General features: G+C 70.6%; 10 protein-coding genes. 7 read left to right on the top strand and 3 right to left on the bottom strand.

What is annotated here, in order from left to right; genetic code table 11:
* The first annotated feature begins 89 nt into the window (after positions 1 to 89).
* Together FKO37_RS33610 and FKO37_RS33605 are read left to right on the top strand one after the other, a co-directional pair.
* Complete coding sequence (locus FKO37_RS33610) at positions 90 to 1,022, top strand: LysR family transcriptional regulator (RefSeq protein ID WP_238607139.1); 933 nt, start codon at positions 90 to 92, stop codon at positions 1,020 to 1,022.
* Entirely contained in the window at positions 1,012 to 1,917 is a 906-nt protein-coding gene (locus FKO37_RS33605; RefSeq protein WP_037819503.1) for a serine hydrolase, read from the top strand. Before FKO37_RS33610 ends, FKO37_RS33605 begins: the two co-directional genes overlap by 11 nt.
* Before the next feature lie 278 nt (positions 1,918 to 2,195).
* Here the strand turns inward: FKO37_RS33605 and FKO37_RS33600 are convergent, their stop codons facing one another.
* Positions 2,196 to 3,149, bottom strand: a complete 954-nt coding sequence (locus FKO37_RS33600) for an SEFIR domain-containing protein (protein WP_051729748.1) — start codon at positions 3,147 to 3,149, stop codon at positions 2,196 to 2,198.
* 180 nt (positions 3,150 to 3,329) lie between these two features.
* Between FKO37_RS33600 and FKO37_RS33595 the strand changes: the two genes are divergently transcribed.
* From FKO37_RS33595 to FKO37_RS33580, 4 genes are read left to right on the top strand one after another with little or no spacing between them, the layout of a single operon-like run.
* The gene (locus FKO37_RS33595) at positions 3,330 to 3,905 is read left to right on the top strand and encodes a toll/interleukin-1 receptor domain-containing protein (RefSeq protein ID WP_238607138.1); all 576 of its coding nucleotides are present in this window, start codon (positions 3,330 to 3,332) and stop codon (positions 3,903 to 3,905) included.
* A 3-nt stretch (positions 3,906 to 3,908) separates the two neighbouring features.
* Positions 3,909 to 5,513, top strand: coding sequence for a KGGVGR-motif variant AAA ATPase (locus tag FKO37_RS33590; RefSeq protein ID WP_238607137.1), 1,605 nt, complete (start codon positions 3,909 to 3,911; stop codon positions 5,511 to 5,513).
* A 60-nt stretch (positions 5,514 to 5,573) separates the two neighbouring features.
* Positions 5,574 to 6,206, top strand: coding sequence for a hypothetical protein (locus FKO37_RS33585; RefSeq protein WP_238607136.1), 633 nt, complete (start codon positions 5,574 to 5,576; stop codon positions 6,204 to 6,206).
* Positions 6,203 to 9,400, top strand: a complete 3,198-nt coding sequence (locus FKO37_RS33580; RefSeq protein WP_238607135.1) for an ATP-binding protein — start codon at positions 6,203 to 6,205, stop codon at positions 9,398 to 9,400. The genes FKO37_RS33585 and FKO37_RS33580 overlap by 4 nt, the downstream gene beginning before the upstream one ends.
* A 49-nt stretch (positions 9,401 to 9,449) precedes the next feature.
* Here the strand turns inward: FKO37_RS33580 and FKO37_RS33575 are convergent, their stop codons facing one another.
* On the bottom strand, positions 9,450 to 10,157 hold the full coding sequence (locus tag FKO37_RS33575; protein ID WP_037819510.1) for a trypsin-like serine protease: 708 nt from the start codon (positions 10,155 to 10,157) through the stop codon (positions 9,450 to 9,452).
* 258 nt (positions 10,158 to 10,415) lie between these two features.
* Here FKO37_RS33575 and FKO37_RS33570 point away from each other — a divergent pair, with 258 nt between their 5' ends.
* Positions 10,416 to 10,832, top strand: a complete 417-nt coding sequence (locus FKO37_RS33570) for an STAS domain-containing protein (protein ID WP_009076775.1) — start codon at positions 10,416 to 10,418, stop codon at positions 10,830 to 10,832.
* Between the two features lie 115 nt (positions 10,833 to 10,947).
* On the opposite strand, the gene shbA is transcribed toward FKO37_RS33570, so the two are convergent.
* Positions 10,948 to 11,598 carry an RNA polymerase sigma factor ShbA gene (gene shbA / locus FKO37_RS33565; protein WP_167756624.1) on the bottom strand — a complete coding sequence of 217 codons (651 nt, stop codon included), beginning with the start codon at positions 11,596 to 11,598 and terminating at the stop codon, positions 10,948 to 10,950.
* Positions 11,599 to 11,834 lie beyond the last annotated feature (236 nt).

Genomic DNA, 11,834 nt, shown 5'->3' with positions numbered 1-11,834 from the left:
TCAACTCCCCAGCAGCGTGCCCGCGTCCGGTTCATGCGGTCCAAGACACTTCTGTGCGACATGATGCGAATCTGGCATAAGCTCTGGTCGTGGACTTGGTCGGCTGCTGCAAAGCGTTCGTGAGCGTGACCGAAGCGGGGAGCTTCACCGGCGGCGCGGCGGTCGCGCGGATCCCGCAGCCGGTGGCGAGCCGCCGGATCGCCGCGCTCGAGAAGCACCTGGGGGAGCGGCTGTTCGACCGGTCGACCCGGCGGGCGCGGCTCACGCCGTTCGGCCGGGACCTGCTGCCGTCCGCGCAACGCCTGGTCCGGCTCGCCGAGGCGATGGAATCGGACGCGCAGCGCGCGCGTCGGCGGCCGTTGCGGCTGGCGGTCCCGGACACGTCGACCACCCGCGATCTCGCCGAACTCGAGGCGCAAGCGCGGACGGTGGAGGTCTTCCTGGAGTTCCGCGTCGCCGGGCCTGCCGAGCGGGCCGAACTGGTGCGGACGCAGGAGGTGCGGGCCGCGCTGGTCGCGGTGCCGCCGGAGGACGGGGTGTGGACGGTGCCGCTCGGGCTCGCGAGCGAGGCCGAGCCGGACGAAGCCGTGGTGCACCTGGAAACCCTGCGCGCGGGCCGGTCGCCCGGAGCGCGCCGCCGGGTGTGGGTGCAGCCGGAGGACGACGTGCCGCATGTCCGCGACCGCGTGTTCCGCGCCCGCGACGCGGCCGGGCTGCTGCCCGCGCAGGTCGAGGTCGCCGGGACGCTGACGACGGCCGCGGCGAGCGTGATCGGGTCGGCGGATCTGCTGTTGTGCTCGGCGGATCAGGCGCGGGAACTGGGGTTGGCGTGGCGTCCGGTGGGCGGTGTGCGGCTCGCGCGGGGGTACGACGTGGCGGCGGGGCTGGGCGACGACGTCGACCGGGTGCGGACGCCGTTGCGTGCCGCGATCGCGCGGTGCCTGGGGGCGGAGGTCGCGACGGGGGAGTGCGCTCGCCGTCCGGGCCCGGGCGGTGCGGCAGACTGGCGCCGTGAACACTGAGGCGCTGCTGGCACGGCTGCGGGACGAACTCGACGAGGGCGGGCTGCGAGGCTCGTTCCTCGTCCGCGATCTCGGGTCCGGCCGCGAGATCGGGATCGAGCCCGACCTGGAGTTCGCGACCGCGTCGCTGGTCAAGGTCCCGCTCGTCGCGGTGACGCAGGACCGGATCCGGCGCGGCGAACTGGACGGCGCGCGGCAGGTGGAGGTCGAACCCGGCCGCGCCGAGAGCGCGGGGCCGACCGGGCTGGCGCGGTTCCGGCATCCGGCGCGGGTTTCAGTCGAGGACCTCATGTACCTGGCCTCCGCGATCAGCGACAGCGCGGCGGCCGACGAACTGTTCGCCCTCACCTCGCCCGCGGAGGTCACGCGGACGGTGCGGGACTGGGGCATCACCGGCATCTCGGTGCGGCATTCGCTGAGCGAGCTGAGCGACACGCCGGTGGAACGGTTCGACGCGGCCGAGGTGCACCTCGCGCATTCGCTGGCGATCGGCGCGGTGACCGAGGGACAGGGACATCCGGTGCGGCAGCTGGACGTTTCGCGCGCGAGTTCCGGTTCGGCGCGCGCGTTCACCGATTTGCTGACCGCGTTGTGGACGCCGTCGAAAATCGACCCGGACGTGTCCGCGCGGGTGCGGCAGCTGATGGGCGAAAACCTGCTGCGCCAACGGCTGGCCCCGGATTTCGCGTCCGATTCCGCGAAGTGGTCCTCGAAAACCGGGACGCTGGTGAATTTGCGGCACGAGATCGGGGTGGTGGAGCACTCGGACGGCCAGGCGTTCGCGGTCGCCGCGCTCACCGAATCCCGGGTGCCCGCGGCGATCCAGCCGGAAGCGGAGATCTTGATGGCGCGGGTCGCGCGGGCGTTGCGGGACCACCTGCGGGCCCGCGGGTAGGCCGGATCCGCCCTCGCGGCGAATCCGGCCGTTCCGCGTCAGGCCAGGCCCAGCAGCGTGAGGATGAGAACGATTCCGTGCGTCTGCATTTTCCCGCACCTCCCTCCCGGATCCAGGCACGGAAAACCCCGGCCGCGAAATAGTGCTCTTTCGCGGCTGATCGGCTTTCCGTGATTCTCGGCGAACCGCCCGGAACGAGCGGCGTGCACCAAGAATGCGATCCGGGAACGGGTGCGGACAAGGCGTTTCCTGTTTCCTCGAAAGCAGGAAACGCGCGCCTAGCGCAGTGTCGGGTTTCCCCAGGCCAGCGCGGCCGGGCGGGTGGTGCGGGCAGCCGGGCCCGCCGCGGGACGGCGGATCTCGAGCCGCAGCCGGCGGACGCCGGTGACGTCGAGTTCGGTGTGCCGCGGGCTGCCGGACGCGGAATGGTCGAGGTGCCGGATTTCGCCGTCGAGCCGGACGCAGAACTGCCCGATCTGGAAATCCGCGTCCTCGGCGTCGTCGAGCACTCCGGCGACCGCGGTGAAATGCGCGTAGGAGCCGCCGAGGTCGATTTCCGCGAACGCCCACGCCCCGGAAGTCGGCCCGGCGGTGCGGAAAACGACGCTGTGCTCGTAGCTGATCCCGTCGATCCTTGCTGAGCCGGCGGTGATGTCCGCGCTCTTGTCACGCCACGGCAGCTCGGTCGCCAGTACCGGCCCAGGAGCGGAATCCGTTGCCCCGCGCCAGATCCCGCGCACCGGCCGTTCGTTCTGGCTGCGTCCGGTGATCGCGGAGATCAGCCCGGCGACGCCGTCGTCGGTGAATTCGGGAATCCGGAAATGCGTGGTGGAATACGGGGTGAGAAACGCCGGGATGTCTTCGACCGAAGCGCCGGGCAGCACCACCGGCAGGATGCGGCTGGTCTCGCGCTCCAGGTCGCGGGTGAGCGCGTCGCGCATGATCCGCGCCTCGAACTGGGAGCCGCGGCCCTCGTCGAAGGGCGCCTCGCCGTCCGCGCGCCGCCGGTAGTTCGGCGAGGCGATCACCAGCACGAAATCGGCGGCGTGGATGTTCCGGATCGCCCAGGCCGACCAGTCGATCCGGGACGCGTCGTCCCATTGGTCCAGCCGGACGTCGAGTCCGATCCGGGCGCGGAGGAAGGTGGCGAAGGTCCCGACCTGCCGGTAGTGCTCGGCGGCGGTGTCGTGGGCGTAGCTGATGAAGATCCGGGGTGCGGCGGGGGCGGACATCGGGCTCCTCGAATTCCGGCGGCGGCGACCGGTCCAGTCTCGGGTCCGGCCGGCGGCAGCGGGTTTTCGGCCACAAAGTGTCCAGAATCTGTCCCTTGCCGGGGTCTTCGCCAAAGGTATCGTCGTGGTCCGAGGACGGGATCGCCAGGACGCGGAAATCGACGGGGGAGCGCTGCCCAGGTGTACCACTACGACGTTTTCATCAGTTACGAACGGCGCGCCGAGGCCATCTCCAAATGGGTCCGCAACCATTTCCACCCGCGGCTGCGCGAACTGCTCGACGGCAACCTCGACCGGGACGTCCAGGTGTTCTTCGACGGGTCGGTGCGGGTCGGCGGCAAGTGGCCGGACGAACTGCGCTCCGCATTGCGGCACACCAGGATCCTGGTCCCGGTGTGCTCGCCGAAGTACTTCTACAACGAGTGGTGCCTCGCCGAATGGGCCTCGATGGAACGCCGCGAAGAACTCGCCGGACGGGACCGTCCGGTGACCCTGATCTACCCGGTCATCTACTGTGATTCGAAAAACTTCCCGCCGTACGCGCACCAGCGCCGGATGAAGAACCTGACCGAGTGGAATCATCCGTACGAGCAATTCCAGGTCTCGGCCAAATACATCGGTTTCCACGACGAGATGAACCGCATCGCGACCGAGATCGAAGAACTGCTCAGCGCGGCCCCGGCGTGGCGGCCGGACTGGCCGGTGCTGACTCCGCGGCCGGACGTCCCGCCCGCTTCCCGGTTCCCGAGGCTCTGAGCGATGACGGGCGTCGTGATCACCTTCTATTCCTACAAGGGCGGCGTCGGCCGCAGCTTCACGCTGGCCAACATCGCGGTGCTGCTGGCCCGCTGGGGTCATCGCGTGCTGTGCATCGACTGGGACCTCGAAGCACCGGGTCTGCACGAGTACTTCCGGCCGAAGCTGGACCACGATCCGCAAGGCGGCGTAGTCGATCTCGTCGCCGATTTCCGGGCGGGCACCGTCCGGCCGAACCGGCACGTCCTCCCGGTCCGCCTGGACAACGTGCCCGGCACGCTGGACTTTCTCGCCGCGGGCGGCGAAGGCCCCGAGTATCCGGGACAGGTGCAGGGAATCGACTGGGAAGGCCTGTACGACGAGGAATTCGGCGAGTATCTCGAACGCTGCCGGGAAGCCTGGACTTCGGAGTACGACTACGTCCTGCTCGACAGCCGCACGGGAATCTCCGACGTCGGCAGTATCTGCACCGCGCACCTGCCGGACCGGCTGGTCGTTCTCTACACCGCGAACATGCAGAGCGTGCGCGGCGCGGTCGACGTCGCGCGCCGGGCGAACGTCGCGCGGAACGCCCTGCCGTACGACCGTCCGCAGCTTCCCGTGCTGCCGGTGCTCTCGCGGTTCGACACGCGCGAGGAGTACGACCGGTCGGAAAGCTGGCGGGAGATCTGCCTCAAGGAGACGCGGAGCCTGTTCGACAGCTGGCTTGACCAGGACGTTCCGCCCGCGGTGATTGCGCGCCACCTCACCTTGCCCTACGTCTCGTACTGGACCTTCGGCGAGCAACTTCCGGTGCTGCTGGAGAAAAGCCCGGGTGCGGACCAGATCGGGTTCGCGCTCGAGACCGTCGCCGCGGTGATCGCGCATTCCTTCGACCGGACCGAACTGCTGGCCGAAAACCGCGACGCGTACGTGGCGGCGGTGCGCACCCGGACGCAGAGTTTCGCCTACGACATCCAGGTCAGCATGCCGCGGTCGAACCTCGAAGTTTCCCGGGAGTTGGTGGCGGAGCTGGAGACTCTCGGCATCCGGGTGGGCCGTTCGCTGTCGGGCGACCGTTCTTGGCTGGGCCGCGCGGAAACCGACGCCCGGCACCTGTGCCTGGTGATCGACGGCAAGGCGAGCCGGTGGCAGCTGGCGGAGGTCGAGTTGTTCCTGCACCGCACGCTCGGCCAGGACCGCAGGCTGATCCCGGTGCTCACCGAGGGAACCGACTCGCGCGAGCTGTCCGGCTACCTCGGCAACCTCCGGCATCTGCGCCTCAGCGCGCTGAACGGCCCGGCGAAGGTCGCGCGGAGCCTCGCCGACGAGATCGGCGTCGGGCGGGCACTGGTCGACACCGGCCAAGCGGACCTGGTTTCCCTGCTGCGGCAAGCCGAACACGTCCGGCTGCGTCCGGAACTGTGGGACCTCGTGGGCGAGTTCGCCGGCGAACTGCCCGCCGTCGTCGGAGCCGGGGACAGCGTGCGCGCGCAGGAGCTCGGCGCGGACCTGGCCGTGGTGCTGCGCCCGCGTCACGACAACGGTGCGATACCGCCGCCAGTGCCGGTCCAGAAGGCCCTGGCGTGGGCCCAGCAAGTGCTCGACGTGCGGGTGAACGGCAACTAGCCGCACCCGCCAGACACCCGCCCGCGCCCGCGGCCGGGATGCCCCGAGGAAGGACGGCGGATGCACGAACGACTGAGCCACAAGCAGTCCGCGGCGATGATCGCGCTGATGGTGCACGGCAAGGAGATGACGAACCCGGAACTCCGCGACGCCGCGGGCTTCGCGCTCGACGGGAAGGACCGGGTCAAGCTCAACCAGCGCTACGTCAGCAGCAGGAAATCCGGCCGCGCGTTCGCGCATCAGCTCACCGACGCCGGCTGGGACTGGTGCGCGGAGGAACTGGCCGCGCTGTCCCCGCCGCAACCGGTGCGGAGCACGCTGACCGTGGTGGCTTACCTGGCGCTGAACAAGTTCTTCGAGTACCTGCGGCTGCACAACGTTTCGCTCAAGGAGGTTTTCGGCGGCGCGGAGGGCAACGCGCCGCAGGCGGTCAACCTCAAGGAAATGATCGTCAAGGCCTACCGCGAACTCGCGCGCGAGCCCCGGGGCTGGGTCGGGCTGGCCGATCTGCGGTCGTCGCTCGGCGACGCCGAGACCGCCGAGGTCGACGCGGTGCTCAAGGAGCTGAGCCGTACCGGGCAAGCGAAACTGGTGCCGGAATCCAACCGCAAGGTGCTGACCGCGGCGGACCGGGCGGCGGCTGTGCGCATCGGCGGTGAAGAGAACCACATGCTGTCCATCGAGGCGTCATGATCGAACATCTGGCCGTGCTGGCGACTTTGCGGTTCGACTGGGCGGACACGCCCGACCACGTGTGGCGCGATTCGCCGTACCACGTCGACGGGCTGCACGCGGACGTGATCGCGGCGATCGACGTCGGCATCCGCGACGCGGCGGCAAGCGAGGGGCCGAGCCCGATCGGCCTGGTCATGCAGGGGATGAAGGGCGTCGGCAAGACCCATCTCCTCGGAATGGTCCGGCGGGCGGCGCACCGCGCGGGCGGGTACTTCTTCCTCGACGACCTCACCGCGGGCGACGCGTTCTGGGAGAACACGGCCGACGCGTTGCGCCGCGGTCTGCTGCGCACCGACGACTCCGGCGAGACGCAGCTGCGCAGTTTCGTGCGCCGGGTCTGCGAACGCGGCGACGTGTCCTGGGATGCGACTTCGGCGTTGCTGGGCACCGGCGCGCTGACTCGCGCGCACCTCGACGCGTTCGTGCTGGGGCTGCGCAAGCTCGACCGTCAGGTCGCCGTGGAATGCGCGGACACCGCCCGCGCGCTGGTGCTGTACGCCGCGGAAGACCTGACCCAGAACGAGATCGGCGACGAGTACCTCGGCAGTTCCGAGGAATCGAAATCCGGCGTCCGCCGGAAGTGGGGCATCCGGGCGAAGGCGAAGTCCGCGCTGGGGCAGGTGCACGACATCACGCGGCTGCTCGCGCTCACCGGTCCGCTCGTGATCGGGGTCGACCAGCTCGACACGCTCATCGCGCGGTCTTCGTTGCAGGCCCGCGAAATCGGGCACCGCGGGGAGGAGGACTTCCTCGTCGCCCAGATCGCCGACGGCCTGATGGAGCTGCGCGAGGTCACCCGGCGGACGTTGACCGTGCTCGCCTGCCTCCCGACGACGTGGATGCTGATCAAGGACAAGGCCTCGGACACCGTGCCGGACCGCTTCCGCGAAACGCTGACGCTCGGCCGGGTGCTCGACGCCGAGGTCGGACGGCGGCTGGTGGAGCGGCGGCTCGGAGTGGCTTACGCCGCGATGGATTTCACCCCGCCGCATTCGACCTGGCCGGTTGCGCCTTCCGCGTTCGACGGGCCGTGGGAGGAGTACACCCCGCGCGAACTGCTGAAGCGGATCGGCGCGCACATCGACGCCTGCGTCCGCGCGGAACGGGTGCAGGAGCTGACCAGCTTCGACACCGACGCGCCACCGGTGCTTTCGGCCCGCGCGGAACCGAAGCCGGACCGCTTCGCCGAACTCGACGCCTGGTTCGAGCAGCTGCGCGCGGCCGCGGATCCGTCGGCGCTGCTCGACCACAAAGTGGAAGACGAGGTGATGCCCCGGCTGCTGTCGGCCGCGCTGCGCGGCTGGATCACCGAGGTCGGCGACGACGAAATGGAGTGGGACGCCCGCGGCAGCGAGGACGAACTGCACGCGTGGCTCACCCACACCCTCGACGAGGACTCCGATCTGGAGGAGCACTGGGCGTTCCGGGCGATCTCCGTGCGGCATCCGCTCGCGGTGCTCAACCGGTTCCGCAAGGCGCGCTCGGCCGCGGGACTGCGGCCCGGGGCGGACAACCGCCACCTCGTCCTGATCCGGAACTCCTCGTGGTCCAAAGGGGAAAAGACGCAGGCCGAGATCCGGGCTTTCGAAGCCGCCGGAGGGAAGCGGCTCAAGATGTCCGAAGCGGACGTCCGCACGTTCTGGGCGCTGGACGAGATGTTCGCCAAGGGCGGCCCGGACGTCCACGAATGGCTCATCGACCGCAGGCCCGCGCGGCGCTCCCAGCTGCTGTCCGGAGTCCTGCCTGACGCGGCAGTGCGTTCCGGCGGCCCCGCGAACCCAGCCCCGCTGCCAGCAGAGAAGCGATCCGTGCACCCGGCACCCGCCGCTCAGCCCTCCCTCTTCACCCCGACCCCGCGCTCGAACCGCAACGGAACCGCCCAAGCCCCGCGTTCGGACGGAACCCACCCGCCGCCCGACGGCGCCCTCACCCTCGGCACCGAAACCGGTTCCGGCAAACCCATCCGCATCGAACTCTCCGCCCTGCGCAAGCACGCCGCCGTCTTCGCCGGTTCCGGGTCGGGGAAAACCGTGCTCCTGCGCCGGATCATCGAGGAATGCGCGCTGCTCGGCGTGTCGTCCATCGTGCTGGACCCGAACAACGACCTCGCCCGCCTCGGCGACGCGTGGCCGAGTCCGCCGAGCGGTTGGGGTCCGGAAGACGCCCAGCTCGCCGAGCGCTACTTCGAGGAAACCGACGTCGTCGTCTGGACGCCGGGCCGCGCCACCGGGCGGCCGCTCGGGTTCGAGCCGTTGCCGGACTTCGCGGGGGTGCTCGACGACGAGGACGAGTTCTCCGCAGCAGTCGAGGTGGCGGTCGCGGCGCTCGCGCCGCAGGCCCGGCTCACCGGCAGCACCGCGAAGGCGGACATCGGACTGGCCGTGCTGCGGCAGACGATCGTGCACCACGCCCGCACCGGGTCGCGGAGCCTGCCGGAGCTGATCGAGGTCCTCGAAGACCTCCCCGAGGGCGTCACGAATCTCAACGGCGGCCGGAAAATCGCCGCTGAGGTCGCGGAGCTGCTCAAGGCCGCGATGGTGAACGACCCGCTGTTCGCCGGAGCCGGCACCCCGGCCGATCCGGCGGTGCTGCTCACCCCGGCCGACGGCAAGCGGGCGCGGATCTCGGTGATCAGCTTCGCCGGGCTGCCCGCCGAGGCGCAGCGGCAGAGTTTCGTGAACCAGCTGCAGATGGAGCTGTTCGCGTGGATCAAGCGGAATCCGGCGGGGGACCGGCCGCTGGGCGCGTTGTTCGTGATGGACGAGGCGCAGACGCTCGCGGCGTCCGGGTCGCTCACCGCGAGCACGCGCAGCACGATCGTGCTCGCCGCGCAGGCCCGGAAGTACGGGCTGGGGCTGCTGTTCGCGACGCAAGCCCCGAAGGGCCTGCACAACCAGATCGCCGGCAACGCGATGACGCAGTTCTTCGGGCGGCTCAACAGCCCGGCGCAGATCGCCGCGGCGAACGAGATGGCACGGGCGAAGGGGAGTCCGGTGGCGGACATCTCGCGGCTGGAGCGGGCTCAGTTCTACGTGTCCGGCGAGGCGTTCGGGTTCCGGCGGGTGTCGACGCCGCTGTGCCTGAGCCACCACCCGGCGAGCCCGCTGCGCCTCGAGGAGGTGCTCGCGCGGGCCAGGGACGGGGAGGGGTGAAACAAGCGGCCCGGACCCGGGGATCCGTCCGGGTCCGGGCCGCCCGCGATCAGACGCCCGCGACCGACTGGATCCAGTCGCGGTACTGGGTGACGTTGATGTAGGCGGTGTAGGACTGGCGGTCGCTCGTGGAGGCGACGCCGACCTGCTTGCCGTTCGCGTACATCGGGCCGCCGGAGTCGCCGCCGGCGGTGATGCCGTCGCCGCGGTTGGCGCACACCGAGACGCCGGCCGCGCCGTCCGGGCAGTCGACCGAGGTGACCTGGACGTTCGCCACCTTCAGCACCTGCGACTGGCAGTTGATCTCCGGCTGGTCGGTGCAGGTCGCGCCCCAGCCGTAGACCTGCGCGGTGTCGCCGACGTTGACGTCGCTCGCGGTGCCCAGCGGCGCGTACTCGGTCTGGACCTTCTGGTCGATCTGGACCAGCGAGATGTCGGCGTCGGGGGAGTCGTGCACGGACGTCGCGGAGACCTCGGTGCCCTGGGTCTGGTCGAGGCTGCCGACGTGGAAGGTGATCTGCTTGCCGCCCGCGCCCTGCGTGCAGTGCCGGGCGGTGAGGATCCAGTCGGGAGCGATGATCGTGGCCGAGCAGAGCTCCTGGCCGCCGGCGAACATCCGGGCGGCGGCGTGCAGGGAGTCGGCCGTGCTGCCGTCGATGATGGCGGGCTGGGCGGGGGCGGCGGTGGCCGGGGCCGCCGCGGCGACGGCGGCGAAGGCCAGGCCGGACAGGACTGCGGCGGTACGCGCGATTCGCACTGGTGATCATCTCCGGTGGGTACGGGGAGTGTGGTCAGGTACTGACCCACCGTCGTGAATGTCGGTAAATGACGGAACCCGCCGAAGGTCGGGCCGGTTCAGTTCCCGACTTTCGTCGTAGGGCAAGCGGACCAGCCCGCGTTGACGAGCCGCCGACAAGGACTGTGAGCGCGGTCACCGTGCCCGGAGGGCCAGAATGGTGTCGGGTGGACGAGCGGGCGCGACGGGCCCCGCCTGGACAGGGAGTGCTGCACGCGGATGGAAGCCGGCTCACAGGGATCGGCACGGCTGAAGTCGTCGTACCGCTACGACGACCTCGACGTGCTCACGCTGCTGCTGGCGGGGGAACTCGACGCCGGCACCGCGCTGGTGGTGGTGCGGGCGGTGACGTTCGCGCTGGCCAAGCGCCCGATGGCGCTGGTGCTGGACCTGACCGGGCTGACCGAATTGAGCGACGCGGGCGTGCACGTCCTGCGGGCCGCGCAGGACCGCGCGGCCGCCGAGGGCGTGGTGCTGCGGCTGCTCGCGCACCCCTCGGGCGCGGCGGGCCGCAGGCTGGCCGAAACCGGGATGACCGGCGTGTTCGACATCTACCCGGACCGCACGGCGGTCCGCGTGGAGACCGACCGGATCGCGTTCCTGCGCCGGATGAAACGGCGGCTCGACGCGGGCTGAGCCGGTCCGGACCCGGGCGTTCCGGGCCCGCCCGCGCCGCCGAAGTGGCCCGAGCGGGTGAACTTCGGGGATTTTTTCTCCAGTGGTCCGGACCAGTTCCGGCGATGTTGCGAGTTCACGCCAGCAGCGCTTCGGCGAGTCCCTGCTCCTGGATCGAGTCCCGCAGTTTCGCCAGCGCGCGGCATTGCGTCACCCGGACGTTGCCCGGTGACATCCCCAGCGCCTTCGCCGTCTCGGCCGAGGTGAGGCCGACGACGACGCGCAGCGTCAGGATTTCCTGCTGCAGCTTCGGCATGCCAGCCATCAGCCTGCCCAGCGAAGCGCCGAGGTCGGCCGTCATCGTGTGCGATTCGGGACCGTCGCCCAGATCCGGGTTCTCCGGGACGTCGGACACCGGCCGCGAGCGGTCGCGCGACACCGCGCGGAACGCGTCGGCCACCTTGTTCGCCGCGATCGCGCGCACCAGGTGCAGGAACGATCCGCCGCGGTCCTCGTAGCCCGGGACGGCCTGCAGGACCGCGATGCACACCTCCTGCGCGACGTCGTCGGCCGACAGGTACGACAGGTCGCGTCCGCCGATGCGGGCGCGGCAGTAGCGCGCGATCACCGGTTTCAGCAGCGCCAGCAGTTCCGGAGCCGCGCCGGGGACCTTGTCGCGGGCCGCGCGGACCACGGTTTCCAGCCGCTGCGCCAGCTCGGACGGACGCGGCAGCGCGGACAGCGGGACATAGCCTTCGACCGGTTCGGGCACGGTGGCGGTGGGCATAGGGGTCGTTCCTTTCGTACGGGCGGCCGCGGTGGTCTCGCCCGCTCGATCCGGGAATCGGCCGCCCGGGCGCCGGTGTTGCGCCCGCGCAGGTGTTGTCCAGCTTCTGTCCGTTGCGCGGCAACGGAATCCGCACGGACCTGGACAGATCTTGGACAGGTTCCGCCGGCGGGTAGCGCGGCGGCGCGCGGCGGCGATCCCGGTGCGGTCGGAGAAATCCCGATCGGGAAGGGGAA

Origin of the sequence: Amycolatopsis sp. Poz14, from assembly GCF_006704225.1 — a bacterium.
Lineage (GTDB): Bacteria > Actinomycetota > Actinomycetes > Mycobacteriales > Pseudonocardiaceae > Amycolatopsis > Amycolatopsis nivea.
Note: the sequence above shows the minus strand (reverse complement) of the source record. Positions and strands in the feature narration are given on the sequence as shown.

Coding starts and splice junctions, on each gene's coding strand:
- FKO37_RS33580 (WP_238607135.1), top strand. CDS start 6,203: ATGATCGAACATCTGGCCGTGCTGGCGACTTTGCGGTTCGACTGGGCG.
- shbA (WP_167756624.1), bottom strand. CDS start 11,598: ATGCCCACCGCCACCGTGCCCGAACCGGTCGAAGGCTATGTCCCGCTG.
- FKO37_RS33570 (WP_009076775.1), top strand. CDS start 10,416: ATGGAAGCCGGCTCACAGGGATCGGCACGGCTGAAGTCGTCGTACCGC.
- FKO37_RS33590 (WP_238607137.1), top strand. CDS start 3,909: ATGACGGGCGTCGTGATCACCTTCTATTCCTACAAGGGCGGCGTCGGC.
- FKO37_RS33585 (WP_238607136.1), top strand. CDS start 5,574: ATGCACGAACGACTGAGCCACAAGCAGTCCGCGGCGATGATCGCGCTG.
- FKO37_RS33600 (WP_051729748.1), bottom strand. CDS start 3,149: ATGTCCGCCCCCGCCGCACCCCGGATCTTCATCAGCTACGCCCACGAC.